The following is a 19394-nucleotide window of genomic DNA, read 5'->3' as shown; positions in this document are numbered from 1 at the left end:
CGTGATTTTAATGATTGACAACTACGATTCCTTCACCTACAACCTGGTACACTACCTGGCGGAATTGGGCCAGGAGGTGCGGGTGGCGCGCAACGACACGATCGGGCTGGCGGACGTGAACGCCATGGCGCCGTCGGCGATCGTCATTTCTCCCGGGCCGGGATCCCCCGACAGCGCCGGGATATCCCTGGAACTGGTGAAACATTGTGCCGGACGGATTCCGATCCTGGGTGTTTGTCTGGGCCACCAGGCTATCGGCCAAGCCTTCGGTGGGCGGGTGATCAGGGCGGCGCGTCCGATGCACGGAAAAACCAGTCCGGTTGAACATGACGGGAAGTCGATCTTCCGGGGATTGCCCTCGCCGTTTACGGCCACGCGCTACCACTCCCTGATCGTGGACGGCGAAACGCTGCCGCCCTGCCTCGAAGTCAGCGCCCGCTCGCCCGAGGGGGAAATCATGGCCTTGAGGCACCGCCGCTACCCGGTCGAGGGTGTGCAGTTTCACCCGGAATCGATTCTGACCGAATGGGGACGGGAGTTGCTTGCCAATTTTCTGGGCCTGGAGACGGGCCGGGGGGGAGGGCCTCGGAATTGATCCGAGAAGCGCTGCAAAAACTGGTCGGCGGGGAGGACCTGGAGCAACACGAAGCGGAAGCGGTGATGGCCGAAATCATGGACGGCGAGGCCACGTCCGCGCAGATCGGCGCGCTTCTGGCCGGCCTGCGGCTGAAGAAGGAGACCGCGGCGGAGATCAGGGGTTTTGCTCGGGCGATGCGCGCGCGCGCCGAACAGGTGCCCACGCGGCATGAGTTGGTAGCCGATACCTGCGGCACCGGCGGTGACGGCGCACAGACCTTTAACATTTCCACGACCGCCGCCTTCGTGGTGGCCGGAGCCGGGGTACCGGTGGCCAAACACGGCAACACCGCGGTCTCCAGCCGCTGCGGCAGTGCCGACGTCCTGCGTCATCTCGGGGTGAATTTGGACCTGACCCCGGCGCAGATGGGGGCCTGCCTCGACGAGGTGGGGATCGCCTTTCTCTTTGCGCCGCGCCTGCACCGGGCCATGCAGCATGCCGCCGGTCCCCGGAAAGAACTCGGCATCCGGACCGTGTTCAACATCCTGGGGCCCCTGACCAACCCGGTGCGCCCCCGGGTTCAGGTGCTGGGGGTTTTCGACGCGGCGGTCGCCGAACTGGTGGCCGACGCCCTGGCTGGGTTGGAAGTGGAACGCGCCTTCGTGATCCACGGGGCCGGCCGTCTGGACGAGGTATCCCTGGCCGGTCCGGCGCAGGTCTGGGAGGTGCGCCCCGGATCGGTGCGCGCGGGGATCCTTGACCCGGTGGACCTGGGGTTTGAGCGGGCGGATGTGGAGTCACTTTCCGGCGGTTCCCCGGCGGACAATGCCCGGATTACGCTGGAAATCCTGCACGGCGCTTCCGGGCCGCGGCGGGACGCGGTATTGTTGAACGCGGGCCTGGCGCTTTTGGCCGCGGGCCGAGCCGGGGACGCGGCCGGGGCGGTGCGCCTCGCGGCCGAGAGCCTGGATTCCGGCGCGGCCCGGGAGAGATTGACGCGACTGATTGAGTTTACGGAGCGGTGCAAGCATGTTGAACACGATAATCGCCTCTAAGCGTAGCGAGGTGGAGGCGCTGCGGCGGAAAATGTCACTTAAGGCCTTGCGGGAGGCGGCCGCCGCCGCTCCGCGCACCCGGAGCCTGAGCCGGGCGCTGCGCGAGCAGCCCGGGGTGTCCCTGATCGCCGAGGTAAAAGGGCGCTCCCCTTCGGCCGGAGTCATCCGCGCCGCCTTCGATCCGGTGGAAATCGCTTGTATCTACGAGGGCGCCGGGGCCGCCGCCGTTTCCGTGCTTACGGACCATACCTATTTCGGCGGCCGTCCGGAATACCTTTCGGAGATTCGCCGGAGCGTGAAACTGCCGCTGTTGCGCAAAGATTTCATCATCTCCGAACACCAGGTCTACGAGTCCCGTGTTCTGGGTGCGGACGCGGTGCTGTTGATCGCCGCCGTCCTGGACGATCACGAACTGAAGGGCTTGATGGAACTGACCGCGGCCCTAGGCATGGAATCCCTCGTCGAAGTCCACAGCCTCGCGGAACTGGAACGCGCCACCGCCGCGGGGGCAAGTCTGGTGGGGATCAACAACCGGGACCTCGGCACTTTCCGGACCGATCTTAAGCACACCCGGGAATTGGCGGTGCATCTGCCCCCCGAAGTGACCACGGTGAGCGAGAGCGGCATCCGCACCCGGGACGACGTGCTCGCGCTGGAGGCGTGGGGCGTCGACGCCGTCCTGGTGGGGGAGACTCTCATGCGGGCCGACGACATCGACGCGCGCGTCCGTGAACTCCTGGGGACGAGCAGGCAACTCCGGGGAAAACCGCTGAACAAACAATACGACAAGGCAGGCGGATAAAGTCAATGACACTGGTTAAAATCTGCGGGATCACGGACCTTGATACCGCCCGCACGGCGGTCGACGCCGGCGCCGACGCCCTCGGCTTCGTGTTCGCCCCGGGGCGGCGCCGGATCGCGCCGGATACGGCCCGCGCCATTATCCGGCGGTTGCCCCCCGAAGTGCTTACCGTGGGCGTGTTCGTGGACGAGGATCCGGAAACGGTGCAGGGAATCGCCGCGCACTGCGGGCTGGGTGCACTCCAGTTCCACGGGCGGGAGAGTCCGGAATACTGCCGGGGCTTCCGGGAGAAGGTGATCAAGGCTTTTGGGGTGGGGAACGCTTCCGTCAGGGAACTGGAGCGGGCCGAGGAGTACCCGGTGTGGTGTCTGCTGCTGGACACCTTTAGTCCGGGGCGGCCGGGCGGCACGGGGCGGGTGTTCGACTGGAGACTCATCGAGTCCCTGAAGTTCTCCCGGCCGGTCATTCTGGCGGGGGGTCTCAATCCCGGCAACGTACAGGCGGCGATCGCCGCCGTCCGCCCTTATGGGGTGGATGTTTCCACGGGGGTTGAAACCGGGGGGTTGAAAGACCCGGCCAAAATCCGGAGTTTCATCAAACTGGCAAGGGAGGCGCTATGATGCTGCCGGACGAGAGGGGATACTTCGGGAGTTACGGGGGTCGCTATGTTCCCGAAACGCTCATGTCGGCCCTCGAGGAACTGCAACTGGCCTATCTCAACGCCCGTGCGGACAACGGTTTCCAGCGAGAATTCGACTACTACCTGCGGCACTATGTGGGCCGGCCCAGCCCGCTGCACTTCGCGGCAAACTTGAGCCGTCAGGTCGGGGGTGCCCGGATCTATTTGAAAAGAGAGGATTTGAACCATACCGGGGCTCACAAGATCAACAACACCCTTGGGCAGGCGCTCCTGGCCCGGAGAATGGGCAAGAGGCGGTTGATCGCGGAGACGGGGGCCGGGCAGCACGGAGTGGCCACCGCCACGGCGGCCGCGCTGTTCGGCTTTTCCTGCACCATTTTCATGGGCACCGAGGACGTGCGGCGCCAGGCGCTGAACGTGTTCCGGATGCGGCTTCTGGGCGCCGAGGTGGTCGAGGTGGCCGCGGGGAGCAAAACCCTGAAAGATGCAATGAACGAGGCCATCCGCGATTGGGTGACCAATGTGGAACACACCTACTACCTGATCGGTTCAGTGGCCGGACCCCACCCTTACCCGCTGATGGTCCGGGAATTCCAGTCCGTCATCGGACGGGAAACGCGCCGGCAGGTTTATGAGCTGACCGGCAGCCTGCCGGATTACGTGGTAGCCTGTGTCGGCGGGGGGTCGAACGCAATGGGCATCTTCTCGGAGTTCCTTGGGGAGACGAAGGTGCGCCTGGTGGGAGTGGAAGCCGGGGGACTCGGCCCGGAAACGGGCCGTCACGCGGCGACCCTGTCCTACGGCCGGCCGGGGGTACTGCACGGTTCCTTGAGTTACCTCTTGCAGGATGACCACGGGCAGGTGCTGCCGGTGCATTCGGTTTCCGCCGGCCTAGATTACCCGGGAGTGGGTCCGGAACTCAGCTACCTGAAGGATTCGGGCCGGGTCCTCTTCACCACCGCCACGGATGCCGAGGCCCTGGACGCTTTTCGCCTACTTTGCCAGACCGAGGGCATCCTACCCGCGTTGGAAAGCGCCCACGCCGTCGCCGAGGCGGTGAAGCTGGCCCGAACACTGACACCGGCGTCGTCCATCGTCGTTAATCTCTCGGGCCGGGGAGACAAAGACGTCGAGACAGTAGCGGGGGAGGTGTGGCAATGAGCGGCGGACGGATCGCCGCCGCTTTCGGGCGGCTGCGCGAGCGCGGGGAAAAGGGCCTGATCCCGTTTGTAACCGCCGGTTACCCAAACCTGGAGGCGACGAGGAGCCTGGTGCTGGCGATGGCGGAGTCTGGGGCCGACCTGATTGAACTCGGCGTGCCGTTCTCCGATCCGCTGGCCGATGGTCCGGTGATCCAACGGGCCTCGCAGGCCGCGCTGGGCGCGGGAACAAGCCTGGCCGGGATCCTGGCGCTGGTGCGGGAACTGCGGCGGGAAACCGACGTTCCCCTGGTGCTGATGAGTTACTTCAACCCCATCTTCAGTTTCGGCCCGGGGCCGCTGATGTCTGCGGCCGCGCTGGCCGGCGCCGACGGCCTGATCATTCCGGACCTGCCGCTGGAGGAGGCCGGCCCGGTACTCGAAAGGGCGGATGAGTGCGGCCTGGATCTCATCCCCTTGGTCGCGCCCACTTCTACGCCGCGCCGGATCGCGGCGATCGCGGGGCAGGCCCGGGGCTTCGTGTACTGTGTTTCGGTGACGGGCGTTACCGGCACGCAGGCCGGTTATTCCGAAAAGCTGGTGGGGGTGTGCCGGACCGTGCGCGAGCATACCGGCCTGCCGATCGCGGTCGGTTTTGGTATCGCCCGGGATGCCCAGGTACGCGCGCTGGCCCCGCACGTCGACGCCCTGATTGTAGGCAGTGCCATTGTTGACCTGATCGACGGCGCCGATGAAAACGGAAGCGTGAAAAGAGTGTGCAGCCTGGTACTTGAGCTGAAACAGGCTCTGCAGAAAATATAGGTTGCGTGCCTCTGGGGATGGTGGTAACATTCTTTATAAACTAATCCGGAACCGCATGATGTCGGCCTATCCGACAAAGGTGGTTCCGCCCTCGGGAGGGAAGTCGGTTGTCTGAACTGGCGCGGGGGAATATTCTGGATCTGGCCGTCTACCGGCCCGGCAAGCCCATTGAGGAAGTGCAGCGAGAGCTGGGCCTCACGGAGGTCGTGAAGCTGGCGTCGAACGAAAACGCCGTCGGAGCGTCCCCGGAGGTGATCGAGGTGCTGAAGAATGCCGCTTACGGGGTACACTATTATCCCGACGGGTCAGGTTATCGGTTACGGCACGCGTTGGCCAAGTTCTACGGAATTGACCCCGGGCAAATCCACCTGGGCAACGGCTCCAACGAAATCGTCCAGCAAATCTCCCTGGCTTTCCTGGATCCGGGCGACGAAGCGGTGATGCCCGTTCCCAGTTTCCCGCGCTACCAGCCGCTGGCCCGGATGATGAACGCGGTGCCGGTTGAGGTGCCGCTGGCGGACGACACCCTCGACCTGGAGGCCATGGCCGCGCGCCTGAACCCGAGGACCAAGTTGGTGTACATCTGCAACCCGAACAACCCGACCGGCACTATCGTGGGCCGCGAAGAACTGGACCGTTTCATTGGCCTTGTGCCCCGGCGGTGCTTGGTGGTGCTGGACGAGGCCTATTTTGAATACGTTGACAATGCGCGCTACCCGGACGGCCTGAAATACGTTGCCGACCTTCCGAACGTGGTTGTGCTGCGGACCTTTTCCAAGATGTACGGGCTGGCCGGACTGCGCATAGGCTATGCCGTGGCGCGGCCGGAAATCGTGGACTGCTTGGAGCGGGTGCGTGAGCCGTTTAACGTGAACAGCCTGGCTCAGGAGGCGGCGGTCGCCGCCCTGGCCGACCGGAGACACGTGGAAGCGATCCGAAACCTGAACCGGGAGGAAAAGGATTACCTTTACCGGGAACTTACCCGGTTAGGATTACCGTATGTCCCTACGGAAGCCAACTTCATACTGTTTGACGCCGGCCGGGACGAGAAGCTTGTGTTTCAAAGCCTTTTGCGCCGGGGCGTCATCATCCGGGGCGGGTTCGGCTACCCGACCCGCCTGAGGGTCACCATCGGTACCCGGGACCAGAACCGGAAGTTTATCAAAGCTCTGGAAGCGTTCCTGAAGGAGGAGTAAGGAGATGGTCATTGTAATGCACCATAAGGCGAGCGAAGCTGAGATTGAGGCAGTCGTGAAGAGAATAGAGTCGGCCGGCTACCGGGCCCACCTGTCCCGCGGGGTGGAGCGGACCATTATCGGGGCCATCGGCGATGAGACCCTCCTCGGGGATGCCGGGATTGAACTCCTGCCGGGGGTGGACAAGGTTATTCCGATCATGGCCCCCTACAAGCTGGCCAGCCGGGTGATGAAAGCAGAAGGCACGGTGATCACCGTCGGGGACGTGACCATCGGGGGCGACACCATCCAGGTGATGGCCGGCCCATGTGCGGTGGAGAGCAAGGAACAGCTGTTCGAGGTGGCGGAAAAAGTAAGGGCTGCCGGGGCCCGGATTCTACGGGGCGGCGCCTACAAGCCCCGCACTTCTCCGTATTCGTTCCAGGGACTGGCCGAGAAGGGGCTGCAACTCCTGGCCGAGACCCGGGAGCGGTATGGTCTTCTGATTGTGACCGAGGTAATGGACGTCCGGACTCTGCCGCTGGTGGCCGAGTACGCGGACATCATCCAGATCGGCACCCGGAACATGCAGAACTTCTACCTGCTGCGCGAGGTCGGCCGGTACAGCAAACCGGTTCTGCTGAAACGTGGCCTGTCGGCCACCATCGAAGAATGGCTGATGGCGGCCGAGTACATCCTGAACGAGGGGAACCAGAACGTAATCCTGTGCGAACGCGGGATCCGCAGTTTTGAAACCTTTACCCGGAACACGCTGGATCTTTCGGCTGTGCCGATCGTAAAGTATCTCTCCCACCTGCCGGTGGTGGTGGACCCCAGTCACGGCATCGGTAAGTACCGGTTTGTGCCGCCGATGGCCCTCGCCGCGGTGGCCGCCGGGGCCGACGGCCTCTTGATCGAAGTTCACCCCAACCCGGCGGAGGCCTTGTGTGACGGGGCGCAGTCCCTGACCCCGAAGAAGTTCGGGAAGACTATGGTTCAACTGGCGCAGATCGCACAGGCGGTCGGCCGGAGAGTTTAGCGGGACGTTCACCGGCCAAGGAGAGTGTTTTGTGTTTAATCAGGTGACCATTATCGGGGTGGGCCTTATCGGGGGCTCCATCGGCCTGGGTTTGCGGGCCCGGGGGCTGGCCCGCACCGTGACCGGTGTCGGCCGCGACCCATCGCGCCTCCAGGAGGCGCTTGAGCGGGGCGCGGTCGACCGTTTCACCACCGATCCGCAAACCGGCCTGGCCGGGGCGGAACTGGTGGTCATCGCCGTTCCCGTGGGCAGTATCATTCCGGTGTTGCGCTCCGTGGTCCCGCACTTACGGCCGGGAACCATTGTGACGGATGTGGGCAGCTGCAAGGCGGCAGTTGTGGCCGCCGCCGAAGAGGTCACCCCCACCGGGGTGCACTTTGTAGGCGGGCACCCCATGGCCGGCTCGGAGCAGGCAGGGATCGGCGGTGCCGACCGCTACCTGTTTGAGGGCGCATACTACGTGCTCACCCCCACTCCCAATACCGAAAGGCGGGCGTTGGACCGGGTGCGGGCCATGGCCGAGGGGCTGGGGTGTCGGGTGATCGAAATGGAGCCGCAGGAACACGACCGGGCCGTGGCCGCCGTCAGTCACCTGCCGCATCTGCTGGCCTGCACCCTGGTGAACACGGTGGCCGGGATGGAAGGCTCGGAACGGGCGCTGGCGCTGGCGGCCGGCGGTTACCGGGATACCACCCGGGTAGCGGCCGGCAATCCCGAGATGTGGCTCGACATATTTCTTGCCAACCGCCGGATGCTGAAGGCTCTGCTGGACCGGTTCCGTTCGGAACTGAACACGATTGAAGACGCCCTGGAAGAGGGCGAGCCGGAAAGAATCACGGCTTGGCTGGAGGCGGCGCGGCGGAGCAGGGAGGGCCTGCCAGCCCGGATGAAGGGCTACCTCAAGGACCTCCACGAAGTCACCATTACCATTTCCGACCGCCCGGGAACCATCGCCGCAGTGGCCTCGATCCTGGGCCGGCACGAAATAAACATTTCCGACCTGGAAATTCTTCGGGTGCGGGAAGGCGAGGGCGGGACCGTCCGCCTGGCTTTCGGCACTGAACATGACCGGGACCGAGCCGCAGAACTGCTGGCCCGCGAAGGGATCCCGGTGACCAAACGCTGACACGTTCCTCCCGGAAACCGTGACAGACACAGGTGGTGAGCACTGTTGACCCTGAAAATCACGCCGGCCCGTGGCCTGCGGGGTGAGGCTTGGGTCCCGGGGGACAAATCCATTTCGCACCGGGTGGTGATGCTCGGCTCTCTGGCGCGGGGGGAAACGGCGGCTACTAATTTCCTGCCCGGGGAGGACTGCTTGGCCACCGTGCGCTGCTTTCGGGCCCTCGGCGTGGAGATCGAGGGGCCAGACGGGGACACCATCCGGATTCGGGGCCGCGGGCCCGAGGCCCTGACCGAGGCCCCGGATGTTCTGGACGCCGGCAATTCCGGGACCACCATGCGGCTGATGCTGGGTATCTTGGCCGGGCAGCCCTTTTTCAGCGTGATTACGGGCGACGCCTCCCTGCGCCGGCGCCCGATGGGTCGGGTGACCGGACCGCTGCAGGAGATGGGCGCCACCATACTGGGCCGCCGGAACGCGAACCTGGCCCCGATCGCCGTGGCCGGGGGGCGGCTTTCGGGTATCAGGTACCGGCTGCCGGTGGCCTCGGCCCAGTTGAAATCGGCCTTGCTCCTGGCCGGATTGTTTGCGGATAGTCCGACGGAGGTTACCGAACCGGTGGCAACCCGGGACCATACCGAGCGGATGCTGGCCGCTTTCGGGGCACTGGTGGCACGCCGGGGTTCTTCGGTGACGGTTGCGCCCTCCCCAGAGCTGTGCGGGCGGGAGATCAGGATCCCGGGAGACATCTCCTCGGCCGCCTTTTTCATCGTCGCTGCCCTGATTACGCCCGAGAGCGACCTGGTGCTGAAGGATGTGGGCGTTAATCCAACCCGGACCGGAATCCTTGATGCCCTGGCAAACATGGGGGCGCGAATATCCGTGAGCAGGCCCCGGGAAAGCGGCGGGGAGCCGGTGGCCGACATCCGGGTCCGGTCAAGCGCCCTGCGCGGCACGGTGATTGAAGGGGCACTGATTCCAAGGCTGGTTGACGAAATTCCCGTCCTGGCGGTGGCCGCGGCGTACGCCGACGGGGAAACGGTGATCCGTGACGCCGCGGAACTGAGGGTGAAAGAGTCCGACCGTTTGGCCGCAACCCGTAAGGAACTGTCCACGCTGGGGGCCGACATCCGGGAGACGCCTGACGGCCTGGTGATCCGGGGACCGCGGCGGCTCACGGGAGGCAGTTGCAACAGTCACGGCGACCACCGCATTGCGATGGCGGCCGCGGTTGCCGGTCTGGCCGCGTCGGACGTTACCATCATCCGCGATTCCAACTGCATTGACGTGTCTTTCCCCGGATTCGCCCACGCATTAAATTCCCTGCGCCTAGAATAATATTCAACAGCAGCCCGGGCAGTTTATTCGCCTTTTTATTAATGTAAAAAGGAAATTCCGCTTGTTTGTCGAAGTACAACCGCAATGCCAGGTGTGCAAAAGGGGGCCGGGGCGATCAGGAGGGGCGTCATTGCTATTGATGGCCCTGCAGGAGCGGGTAAAAGCACGGTAGCCAAAAGGGTCGCGGACAGTTTGGGATTCGCCTATGTTGATACCGGAGCTATGTACCGGGGCATCACCCTTCTCGGTATGCGTACAGGGATAGCTCCTTCGGACAGCGGAGAGAAGTTAACCGAACTGGTCCGGAGCGCCGAACTCAAGTTCGAGGCGGGTTCCGGGGGTCTGCGGGTTTACCTCAACGGAGAAGACGTTACCCGGGCCATCAGAGAGCCCGATGTATCGCGCCAAGTTTCCTACTATGCCCGTATACCGTCTGTACGGCAGGTGTTAACCCTTTTGCAGCGTGAGCTTGCCGTGGCAGACGGTATCGTTATGGAGGGCCGCGACATCGGCACGGCCGTCCTGCCGGACGCCGAGCACAAGTTTTTTGTTACGGCTACCCCGTTGGAAAGGGCGAAACGGCGCCTGAAAGAGCTGAACCAAGAGGGTTACCGGCTTGATTTGGACCAATTGGTGCGAGAGATTGAGGAACGGGACCGGATAGACAGCAGCCGGTCCGTGGCGCCGCTTTGCGTGGCACCCGATGCCGTCGTGATCGACACCACCGACCTCACCGTGGACGAGGTCGTGGCCATGATCGTGGCGAAGGTGGGCAATACATAAGTGTTTTACTGGTTCTGCTGGCACCTGTGCCGAACCGTGCTCCTGGTACTGCGGCGCTGGGAGGTAAAAGGAGCTGAAAACCTGCCCGTTTCGGGCGGGCTGATTCTCGCCGCTAACCATAGTAGTTACTGGGATCCGGTGGTGTGCGGGTGTGTGATGAACCGGCGGATCTATTTTATGGCGAAGGCCGAGCTTTTCCGGATCCCCGTGCTCAGGACGATCATCACGGCCTGGGGGGCATTCCCGGTACACCGAGAGACGGTGGACAGGGAGGCGATTCGCACGGCACTGGCTCACCTCAAGGCGGGACGGGTGGTGGGTATGTTTCCGGAGGGAACCCGGAGCAAGAGCGGTGAGCTTCAAAAGCCTCACTACGGGGCGGCGCTGGTGGCTTTGAAGGGAGGTGTCCCCATACTGCCGGTTGCCCTGATCGGCACCAAAGGCGTTTTTGGCAAAGTCCGGGTGCGGATCGGAAAACCGCTCCACTTTCCGGAATACGCCGGAAACAAGCCCTCAAAAGAGGTCCTTGAGGAGATGAGCAACCGGGTTATGGGAGAAATCGGTACCCTGCTCAAGGCGTGAGGTGAACTCAAAGCATGGAAGTGAGATTGGCCACAAAGGCGGGTTTTTGTTTCGGGGTGCACCGGGCCATTGATCTGGCGCTGAAGACGGTCCGCGAAACAGCCCCTCCCATCTACAGCCTGGGACCCTTGATTCATAACCCCCAGGTGGTGGCCTATCTCGCCGAGCAAGGAATCGAGGTTGTCGAGGAGATTGAACGGGTGCCGCGCGGAACATTGATTATTCGTTCCCACGGCGTGGAGCCCAAGCTGTTGGAGAAGACCCGGGAGTTGGGATTCACGGTGGTGGACGCGACCTGCCCCTTCGTGAAGCGTGCGCAACGGCTGGCCTGTGATTTGAACGACTCCGGACACCAGGTGATCGTGGTTGGTGACCGGAAGCACCCGGAGGTAAGGGGGATTGTGGGCTGGACGAACGGCCAGGCCGTAGTGGTGGAAGACCGGGTGGAAGCGAGTGCTCTGCCCTTCTATCCGCGGGTCGGGGTGGTGGCCCAGACTACGCAGCCGCACGCGAACCTGGAGGCGGTGGTGGAGGAGCTGAAGTCCAGGATGGGGGAGGTATTGGTGTGCGACACCATCTGCAACGCGGTGGTGGAGCGCCAGAACGCCGCCCTCACGCTGGCCCGGCAGGTGGACGTGATGGTGGTTGTCGGGGGCATCGACAGTGCCAACACCCGCAAGCTTACTGGTCTGTGCCGCCTGAGCGGCACTCCGACCTACCACATCGAAACCGGAGACCAGTTGCAGTCGGAATGGTTCCGGGGTTGCACGGTCGCCGGCCTGACGGCGGGAGCGTCAACACCTGATTGGATTATTGAGGAGGTTAAGAGGCGAATGGAAGAATTGTCGGAGAAGGAAGAGGTTGTCGGTCCAGAGGAAGAGGTGAACCCGGAACAAGAGGTCGCGAACCCGGAGGAAGAGGTTGTGAGCCCGGAGGAAGAATTGCAGACCACACCGGTGAGGTCCCTCAGGAGCGGGGATATCGTCAGGGGCGTGATTGTTCAGGTCGGTCAGGACGAGGTTCTGGTGGATGTCGGGGCGAAGTCGGAGGGTGTTGTGCCGTTACGTGAGCTGTCTTGCTATGATGTTAGCTCCCCCGACGAGGTAGTTCAGGTGGGAGACGAGATAGATGTTTGGGTAGTCAAGGCCGAGGACAACGAGGGCCGGATCATCCTTTCCAAAGGCAGGGCCGACGCGGTCAAGGCCTGGGATACGTTGGACAAGGCCTTTCACGGCGGGGAAACCGTCAGGGGTGTCGTCCGTGAAGTGGTTAAAGGCGGACTGCTTGTGGACCTGGGTGTGCGTTCGTTCTTACCGGCGTCACAGGTGGAGAGAGGCTACGTGGAGGACTTGAGCCAATATGTGGGCCGGGAAATATCCGCCCGGATTATCGAGCTCAACAAGGCCCGTAAGAAAGTGATCCTATCCCGGAAAGTACTGCTGGAGGAAGAGTACTCACGGAAACGGAAGGAAACGTTGGAAACCACCCAGGAGGGCGATGTCGTGAAGGGGGTTGTCCGGCGGCTGACCCAGTTTGGTGCCTTTGTGGACATCGGCGGCCTAGACGGTTTGCTGCACATTTCCGAGATTTCCTGGCACCGCATTAACCACCCGTCCGAAGTGCTCAAGGTGGGGGACGAACTGGAAGTCCAGGTGCTGCGGATCGACCGGGAGAATGAGAAAGTGTCGCTGAGCTTGAAACAAGTGCTGCCTAATCCCTGGGAGCAGGTCGTGGAGAACTACCCCGTCGGGAGCGTGGTCAGCGCCCGGGTGGTCCGACTGGTGCCGTTCGGGGCTTTCGTTGAATTGGAACCCGGGGTTGAGGGCCTGGTGCACATCTCCCACCTGGCCGACTGGCACGTGGCCAAGCCGGAGGATGTCATTGCGGAGGGCCAGCAGATAAATGTGAAGGTGCTGAGCGTGGACGACGAGAACAAGCGGATCCGGCTCTCCTTGCGGGAAGTGGTCAAGGACAAGGATTATCACAACGACCAGGGGAGCGAGGTAACCATCGGAGACGTTTTCGGGGACCTGCTCCATAAGAATTAGCAATTGTTTTTCTGAAAAGCCCCGGCGATTAACCGCCGGGGCTTTTCGGTTTGCAATTGCATATTTTGGTGCGGCCGGGGAAGCATACTCTCAACATCAATCGGCGTCTGGAAGGAGCAGGTGCCATGCAGAACTTGCCGGTAGGCATCATCATCCTGATCGTGGTTTCGGTACTGATTTACCTGGGGGCGGCGCAGCGGGTACTGGACCGCCTCCGGCTGACCGACAGGGCGGCCCTGGTGATACTAGGGACCCTGATCGTGGGTAGCCTGATCGACATCCCCTTCGCCATCGGAAACATCGCGTTCGCCATTAACGTTGGTGGAGCGCTGGTTCCGATTGCCCTGGCTGTTTACCTCCTCAGCCGCGCGGGTACCGGGTTTGAGGTGGCCAGGGCGCTGGTTGCCGCGCTGATCACCGCCGTGGTGGTCTTCGGGATCGGTTCCTTCTTAATGACGGGACTTCCCGAACCGGCGGGGCGTTTCGCCTTCGCCGACATCATCTACATTTACCCGGTAGTAGCCGCCGTCATCGCTTACGCCGTGGGGCGGTCCCGACGCGGTGCCTGGATTGCGGCCACCCTGGGCGTACTGCTGGCCGACGTGTTTCACGGGGCGCTCCTGGCCACCCGCGGGCTGACTGGCTTGGTCCATTTCGGCGGTGCCGGGGTTTTTGACGTGGTGGTAGTGGCCGGTGTACTGGCCGTGCTGCTGGCGGAAATCGCTGGTGAACTCAGGGAGCGCGTCCAGGGCGGACCCCGGACTAAGGGGCGGGATCCTTCTTTGCTCGTAGACCTGAGAACACCCGGGGAAGATGAGGGAGGCCGGAAAGATGGGGAGTAAACTCGTCGTAAGATTGGTGCTGGTGTGCTTTCTAGTCACCCTGGCGGTGATCGGTTACCTGGGGCCGGAAAGAGGGATGACCGTTTGGACCAAGGCGGAGACGATCAGCCTGGACTTTTGTGATCATGAGGCAGGTCAATACACGACGGTGGTGGACGAACAAGGCAAGGTGATCACCAAGACCAGCCGGCAGGTATTCATTGGTGACGAGGTTATCACCGCCCAAGCGGAACACTACCGGGTGGTGCGTGTCGACAACGACATCGCCGAGGCGCGCCTTTTGGGTCTGGACCGTAACCTCCTGGCTTGGTTGGACTATTTCAGCCATTACGGCGACGAGTTGACTTTGCCCGCGCAGGCGCCGCAGGGGGGCCGCCGGGGCGGGCTGGACGTAGCCGTATACCATTCGCACACCATGGAATCCTACGTGCCGGACTCGGGAAGGGCCTTTGAGGACCATGGGGACATCATCGAAGTTGGCCGGATCTTCGCGCAAAGCCTGCGTCAGCAGGGGTTGTCCGTATTTCACGACACCACCAACCACAATCCCCACGACGCCCAGGCCTATGAACGCTCCCGAAGGACTGCGGTCCAGTTGCTGGAGCGCAATCCGGCCGCCCTGATTGACATCCACCGGGACGGGGTGCCGGATCCGGAGTTTTTCCGCGAACAGATCCAGGGACAGACAGTCAGCCAGGTCCGATTGGTGGTGGGGCGGCAAAACCCCAAACGGGACGCCAACATCGACTTCGCCCGGCGGCTGATGGCCCGGGCGAATGAAGCAAACCCCAACGTGGTCAAGGAGATCTTCATGGCCCGGGGCAACTATAACCAGGACCTGATTTCCACCGCCATCCTGATCGAGGCCGGCACCTACACGAACAGCAAGTCGGAGGCCAAGGGCGGGGTGTCGCTTCTGGCTGCCGCCGTTCCGGCCGTCCTTGGGGTGGACGCCGCTGGACCCGACCAGGCGGGTGGTGTCGCCGGATGGCGGGTGGCTTTCGGCATCGCCCTTGCGGTGATTCTGGCGGTGGCGGCGTACCTGGTGATCTCAGCCGGGGGCGTGCCGCAGGCCCGGGAGAAGTTGCACCAGTTCTTGAGCCGGGAGTTTGATTTCAGGCTGCTGGGCAAACCGCTGAAACTGAAGGAAAGGCGTGACGACAAGAACAAGCCGGAACAATAGAGCAAAGGAGTCGGGTCGTTGAAGGTCCTATACCACTGTTTTGGAGGCACCCACTCCTCGGTTCTGGCTGCGGCCGTGCATACGGGGATGCTGGCGCCCGATGAGATTCCCACCCCGGATAAGCTTTTATCCCTGCCGCTTTACGACAAGCAGGACGGTGATGATTACGGCCGGATCCACTATTACGGGCAGGATCCGGCCGGGCACCAGGTCTACATCGTTGGACGCCGCAATCACGGGGCGGAAACGGAGATGATCCTGGCCGGACTGTACTCGGCGTTCGGCCTCCAGACCGGTCTGAAAGTGGTGGATTCTACCCCTGCCCTGAACTGGGCGATGCAGTTGGGCGGATACCTGTCCCGAGGAATGGGGCTCAAGGCCATCGGGAGGTTTCTGGTCACCTGGGGGTCGCGCAAGGCCTACCGGAAAGTGGTCGGGCTGGTGGACGAGGCCAAGAAGGAGTTGCCGGAGGATTGAAAGTCTTTTATGTGCACAATACGCCGCTGGCAGGCCTTTTCGCGCTGGACCGGGCGGCCGCCGCAACCGGTGGGGAAGGGAAAACCCGCACTGGTTCGTTGACCTTTCTTGATCACCAGTACCGGTTCATATACACCGGGAGAGACCCGGAAGACCGGGAGGTGTACGCCGTCTGGGCACGGGCGGACCAGAGACTGCTCCCCCGGCTGATCGGCACTTTCTGCGACATGTTTGACATCGGACAAGAACTATACGCCGTGCACCGGATCACCGTGCCGCCGGACTCCAAGCTCCGACTGGCGGCTTTTTGTTACCGCATCGGGTTCTACGGGGTCGGCCGGTGGCTGCTGGAACGGCTGGAAAGCAGGCGCCTGTTCCCCTCCCGGTCGATCAGCGTTGACGGCTCAGGCGAACTGGGGGATAATGCTGGTAGTAAAGGAGGGGCCGGGATTGTCAGAGGGCTTGGTTGTACAGGCAGTACGGCCGGGCAGCATCGCCGCAGAGTTAGAGCTGGCCCCCGGTGACCGGGTCATCGCCATTAACGGCGTCGTCCTCGAGGATTTGATCGACTACCGATTCTATTCAACCGACGAGCGGCTCAATGTGCTGGTGGCCAAGAAGGACGGGGAGCAATGGCTCCTGGAGATTGACAAGGAAGACGGCGAGGACCTGGGTTTGAGTTTCGTCGCACCTTTTCCGAAAATGAACCGCTGCCGGAACCGGTGCCTGTTTTGCTTCGTGGACCAGATGCGGCCTGGACTGCGGTCATCCCTGTATATCAAGGACGACGACTACCGGCTTTCATTTCTGGAAGGCAACTTCATCACCCTCACCAACGTGGATGAACGGGACCTGAGGCGCATCGCCGGCCAGCGCTTGAGCCCACTGTATGTTTCGGTCCACACCACGAACCCGGCCCTGCGCCGCCGGCTGATGGGCCACCCCCGCGCCGGGGGGATTATGGGCCAGTTGCGCCTGCTCAAGGCGGCAGGCATCGAGGTGCATACCCAGGTGGTGCTCTGCCCGGGCTTAAATGACGGGGATGAACTGTCGCGCACGGTGAAAGACCTGGCGACCCTCTGGCCTTCGGTCCAGTCGGTGGGTGTGGTACCGGTGGGCCGGACCCGCTACCGGGAAGGGCTTTACCCCCTTAGCGGTTTCACCGCTCCCGGAGCGCAGGCGTTGGTGGCGGCGGTTGCCGCCTGGCAGGGGCAGTACCGGAAACGTTACGGCAAATCCTTTGTGTATGCGGCCGACGAGTTCTACCTGCTCGCAGGGTGCGACGTACCGCCAGCCGAGGCCTACGACGGCTTTCCGCAGTTAGAGAACGGGATCGGGATGGTCAGGCTCTTCCTGGACGAGTGGTCGGCGGTGGAACCAGGGCTGCCCGACCGGGTGCCTCCCCGGAGGGTGACCGTAGTCAGCGGGCGATTGGCCGAGGCGCTTGTCGAGCCTCTGGTGAAGCGGCTGAACCGGGTGGATGGGCTCGAGGTGCGCCTGGCCGTGATCAACAACGAATTCTTCGGCCAAACGGTCACGGTCAGCGGCCTGCTTTCGGGGGGCGACATCGCAGAACAGCTGGCGGGTGGACCCCCCGCCGATCTGGTGGTAGTGCCGGGTTCTGCGCTCAAGGATGGTCACGCATTCCTGGACGACATGACCACGGCCGAACTGGGTCGGCAACTCGGAGCCCCCGTCGTTGGTGCTTCCGGGCCGCGGGAACTGGTAAGGCTGATCATCAGGGAGTATCGCAGCTTTGATCGGGGGCATGAACGAAGGTCAGTCAACAGAAAAACTCAAGGGGGAACCGGATTGTGACCAAGCCGGTGGTGGCCATTGTGGGCCGCCCCAACGTGGGCAAGTCCACGCTTTTTAACCGGATACTGGGCCGGCAGGCCGCCGTGGTTGACGCCGAACCCGGGGTCACCCGGGACCGGCTGTACCAGGAGGTGGACTGGGCCGGACGACACTTCATCCTGGTGGATACGGGCGGGATCGAAAGCCAGGCTGGCGAGGATATGGCCAACCGGGTCTTCGATCAGGTGCGACGGGCGATGGCGGAGGCCCAACTGATCCTCTACGTTCTGGACGGGAACGCCGGTTTGCTGGAAGAGGACGTCCAGGTGGCCGCGCTCTTGCGCCGTTCCAGCAAGCCGGTGCTGGTGGTGGTGAACAAAGTCGACGATTTCAGTCGGCCCTTGCCGCTGGCCGACTTTTACCGGCTGGGGCTGGGAGAGCCGGTACCGGTTTCGGCCGCCCAGGGACTTAATATCGGGGATCTTTTGGACCTGGTGGTGGCCGGGATGCCGGCCGGGGCCGATGAACCCCGGTCCGAGCCGGTGCGGATCGCGGTGGTGGGCCGGCCGAACGTCGGGAAGTCTTCACTGGTGAACGCCATCCTAGGCGAGGAACGCGTGATCGTGAGCGACGTCCCCGGCACCACCAGGGACGCCGTCGATACGTTGTTCCGCCGGGACGGCCGGGAATACGTGTTCATCGACACCGCGGGCATGCGCCGCAAGGCCAGGATCCGGGAATCAATCGAGTACTACAGCGTACTCCGGGCCAAAAAGGCCCTGGAGCGTTCGGACCTGGCGCTGGTTGTGCTGGACTTCACCGACGGGGTGACAAACCAGGACCAGCGGATCGCGGGGCTGGCCGAGGAGGCCGGGAAAGGCACCATCATCGTGGTGAACAAGTGGGACCTGGCCGAAGGGAGCGGGGTGTCGGCCTCCCGCTATCAGGAAGAAGTGCGCCGGGAGCTGATCTTCATCGGTTATGCCCCGGTGCTGTGCGTTTCGGCGGTGTCCGGTCTCGGGGTGCCGAAAATCCTCGATACGGTGGAAAGCGTAATGGGTGAATACCGGCGGCAGATCCCCACGAGCATGCTGAACCGCATCTTGCAGGACGCTTTCATGATTTCTCCGCCGCCGGCCCGGAAAGGGAAACGGCTGAAACTGATGTACTGTACCCAGGTGGCGACCGGGCCGCCCGCCTTCCTCTTGTTCGTAAACGATCCCGGGCTGGTTTCCCCGGGCTACCGGCGGTACCTGGAGAACGAAGTCCGACGGGCATTGGGTTTCAAGGGCGTGCCGGTGCGAATTCTGTTCAGGAGGCGGGAATCAAAATGAGCGCGTTGGCGGTTATTCTGGTGATCGGTCTTAGTTATCTGGTTGGCTCCGTGCCCACCGGCTATCTGATCGCCCGGCACGTGAAGGGAATCGACATCCGCGGCCACGGGAGCGGGAACATCGGGGCCACAAACGTCTGGCGCACACTGGGGCCGGGCTGGGGATTGGCCTCTCTGGTGGGTGACACCGCAAAGGGTATTGTCGCCGTTCTGCTCGGGAGGGCGGTGGGCGTACCGGGCTTGGAGTTGCTCACGGGGGCGGCCGCCCTCACCGGGCACGGGTGGTCGGTGTTCCTGCGCTTCCAGGGCGGCAAGATCATCGCCACCAGCCTGGGGGTGCTGATCATGCTGCCGCCGGTGGCCCTGGCAACGGCTGCCGCCGTCTGGATCGCGGTGTTGGCGTTGACCCGTTACGTGTCCCTGGCGTCGATCATCGCCGCCTCTTCGGTGCCGCTGGCTTTCGCCTTGGGAGGGGTCGGGTGGCGCCACGTCCTGTTTGGTCTCTTCCTGGCTCTGGTGGCCGTTTACAAGCACCGGGCGAACATCGACCGGCTCCTGAAAGGGAAAGAATCCCGGTTCAGTTTCCGCAAGTAGCAAGAGATCAGCCCGCCGTGGTAGAATCATCGGGGAGGAATGTCA

20 protein-coding genes are annotated in these 19394 nt (G+C 63.2%); all 20 read left to right on the top strand.

The window, feature by feature from the left end:
- Position 1: 1 nt before the first annotated feature.
- Positions 2-595 (top strand): anthranilate synthase component II, encoded by a 594-nt coding sequence (locus DAUD_RS06005; protein ID WP_012302287.1) that lies wholly within the window; start codon positions 2-4, stop codon positions 593-595.
- Positions 592-1632, top strand: coding sequence for an anthranilate phosphoribosyltransferase (gene trpD / locus DAUD_RS06000; protein WP_012302286.1), 1041 nt, complete (start codon positions 592-594; stop codon positions 1630-1632). Before DAUD_RS06005 ends, trpD begins: the two co-directional genes overlap by 4 nt.
- Complete coding sequence (gene trpC, locus DAUD_RS05995) at positions 1607-2434, top strand: indole-3-glycerol phosphate synthase TrpC (RefSeq protein ID WP_012302285.1); 828 nt, start codon at positions 1607-1609, stop codon at positions 2432-2434. The genes trpD and trpC overlap by 26 nt, the downstream gene beginning before the upstream one ends.
- A 5-nt stretch (positions 2435-2439) precedes the next feature.
- Positions 2440-3054: a phosphoribosylanthranilate isomerase gene (locus DAUD_RS05990; protein ID WP_012302284.1), complete on the top strand. Its 615-nt coding sequence runs from the start codon at positions 2440-2442 to the stop codon at positions 3052-3054.
- Positions 3051-4235 carry a tryptophan synthase subunit beta gene (trpB, locus tag DAUD_RS05985; RefSeq protein ID WP_012302283.1) on the top strand — a complete coding sequence of 395 codons (1185 nt, stop codon included), beginning with the start codon at positions 3051-3053 and terminating at the stop codon, positions 4233-4235. The genes DAUD_RS05990 and trpB overlap by 4 nt, the downstream gene beginning before the upstream one ends.
- Entirely contained in the window at positions 4232-5035 is an 804-nt protein-coding gene (gene trpA / locus DAUD_RS05980; protein ID WP_012302282.1) for a tryptophan synthase subunit alpha, read from the top strand. The genes trpB and trpA overlap by 4 nt, the downstream gene beginning before the upstream one ends.
- 107 nt (positions 5036-5142) lie before the next feature.
- Positions 5143-6231, top strand: coding sequence for a histidinol-phosphate transaminase (gene hisC / locus DAUD_RS05975; protein WP_012302281.1), 1089 nt, complete (start codon positions 5143-5145; stop codon positions 6229-6231).
- Between the two features lie 4 nt (positions 6232-6235).
- Positions 6236-7249: a 3-deoxy-7-phosphoheptulonate synthase gene (aroF, locus tag DAUD_RS05970; RefSeq protein WP_012302280.1), complete on the top strand. Its 1014-nt coding sequence runs from the start codon at positions 6236-6238 to the stop codon at positions 7247-7249.
- Positions 7250-7280: 31 nt separating this feature from the next.
- The gene (locus DAUD_RS05965; RefSeq protein ID WP_012302279.1) at positions 7281-8375 is read left to right on the top strand and encodes a prephenate dehydrogenase; all 1095 of its coding nucleotides are present in this window, start codon (positions 7281-7283) and stop codon (positions 8373-8375) included.
- 45 nt (positions 8376-8420) lie between these two features.
- Positions 8421-9710 (top strand): 3-phosphoshikimate 1-carboxyvinyltransferase, encoded by a 1290-nt coding sequence (aroA, locus tag DAUD_RS05960; protein WP_012302278.1) that lies wholly within the window; start codon positions 8421-8423, stop codon positions 9708-9710.
- An 84-nt stretch (positions 9711-9794) separates the two neighbouring features.
- Positions 9795-10493 (top strand): (d)CMP kinase, encoded by a 699-nt coding sequence (gene cmk, locus DAUD_RS05955; protein WP_012302277.1) that lies wholly within the window; start codon positions 9795-9797, stop codon positions 10491-10493.
- Positions 10494-11075, top strand: a complete 582-nt coding sequence (locus DAUD_RS05950; protein WP_012302276.1) for a lysophospholipid acyltransferase family protein — start codon at positions 10494-10496, stop codon at positions 11073-11075.
- A gap of 14 nt (positions 11076-11089) precedes the next feature.
- Positions 11090-13123 (top strand): bifunctional 4-hydroxy-3-methylbut-2-enyl diphosphate reductase/30S ribosomal protein S1, encoded by a 2034-nt coding sequence (locus DAUD_RS05945; protein WP_012302275.1) that lies wholly within the window; start codon positions 11090-11092, stop codon positions 13121-13123.
- Between the two features lie 125 nt (positions 13124-13248).
- A complete protein-coding gene (locus DAUD_RS05940) occupies positions 13249-13965 on the top strand; it encodes a DUF1614 domain-containing protein (RefSeq protein ID WP_012302274.1) in 717 nt (238 codons plus the stop codon).
- Complete coding sequence (gene spoIIP / locus DAUD_RS05935; protein WP_012302273.1) at positions 13955-15148, top strand: stage II sporulation protein P; 1194 nt, start codon at positions 13955-13957, stop codon at positions 15146-15148. Before DAUD_RS05940 ends, spoIIP begins: the two co-directional genes overlap by 11 nt.
- Positions 15149-15166: 18 nt before the next feature.
- Positions 15167-15625, top strand: a complete 459-nt coding sequence (locus DAUD_RS05930) for a DUF3189 family protein (protein WP_012302272.1) — start codon at positions 15167-15169, stop codon at positions 15623-15625.
- Positions 15622-16149, top strand: a complete 528-nt coding sequence (locus DAUD_RS05925) for a hypothetical protein (RefSeq protein ID WP_012302271.1) — start codon at positions 15622-15624, stop codon at positions 16147-16149. The genes DAUD_RS05930 and DAUD_RS05925 overlap by 4 nt, the downstream gene beginning before the upstream one ends.
- A complete protein-coding gene (locus tag DAUD_RS05920) occupies positions 16076-17443 on the top strand; it encodes a DUF512 domain-containing protein (RefSeq protein WP_242647829.1) in 1368 nt (455 codons plus the stop codon). Before DAUD_RS05925 ends, DAUD_RS05920 begins: the two co-directional genes overlap by 74 nt.
- Positions 17440-18756, top strand: a complete 1317-nt coding sequence (der, locus tag DAUD_RS05915; RefSeq protein ID WP_012302269.1) for a ribosome biogenesis GTPase Der — start codon at positions 17440-17442, stop codon at positions 18754-18756. Before DAUD_RS05920 ends, der begins: the two co-directional genes overlap by 4 nt.
- Entirely contained in the window at positions 18753-19349 is a 597-nt protein-coding gene (plsY, locus tag DAUD_RS05910; protein ID WP_012302268.1) for a glycerol-3-phosphate 1-O-acyltransferase PlsY, read from the top strand. Before der ends, plsY begins: the two co-directional genes overlap by 4 nt.
- Positions 19350-19394 lie beyond the last annotated feature (45 nt).

Source organism: Candidatus Desulforudis audaxviator MP104C (assembly GCF_000018425.1).
Taxonomy (GTDB): Bacteria; Bacillota; Desulfotomaculia; order Desulfotomaculales; family Desulforudaceae; genus Desulforudis; species Desulforudis audaxviator.
This window is presented reverse-complemented; position numbering and strand designations above follow the sequence as displayed.

Excerpts from the sequence above, each read along its gene's own strand:
- trpC (WP_012302285.1), top strand. The coding sequence starts at position 1,607 with ATGTTGAACACGATAATCGCCTCTAAGCGTAGCGAGGTGGAGGCGCTG.
- DAUD_RS05990 (WP_012302284.1), top strand. The coding sequence starts at position 2,440 with ATGACACTGGTTAAAATCTGCGGGATCACGGACCTTGATACCGCCCGC.
- trpB (WP_012302283.1), top strand. The coding sequence starts at position 3,051 with ATGATGCTGCCGGACGAGAGGGGATACTTCGGGAGTTACGGGGGTCGC.
- trpA (WP_012302282.1), top strand. The coding sequence starts at position 4,232 with ATGAGCGGCGGACGGATCGCCGCCGCTTTCGGGCGGCTGCGCGAGCGC.
- aroF (WP_012302280.1), top strand. The coding sequence starts at position 6,236 with ATGGTCATTGTAATGCACCATAAGGCGAGCGAAGCTGAGATTGAGGCA.
- cmk (WP_012302277.1), top strand. The coding sequence starts at position 9,795 with ATGCCAGGTGTGCAAAAGGGGGCCGGGGCGATCAGGAGGGGCGTCATT.
- DAUD_RS05945 (WP_012302275.1), top strand. The coding sequence starts at position 11,090 with ATGGAAGTGAGATTGGCCACAAAGGCGGGTTTTTGTTTCGGGGTGCAC.
- DAUD_RS05940 (WP_012302274.1), top strand. The coding sequence starts at position 13,249 with ATGCAGAACTTGCCGGTAGGCATCATCATCCTGATCGTGGTTTCGGTA.
- spoIIP (WP_012302273.1), top strand. The coding sequence starts at position 13,955 with ATGGGGAGTAAACTCGTCGTAAGATTGGTGCTGGTGTGCTTTCTAGTC.
- plsY (WP_012302268.1), top strand. The coding sequence starts at position 18,753 with ATGAGCGCGTTGGCGGTTATTCTGGTGATCGGTCTTAGTTATCTGGTT.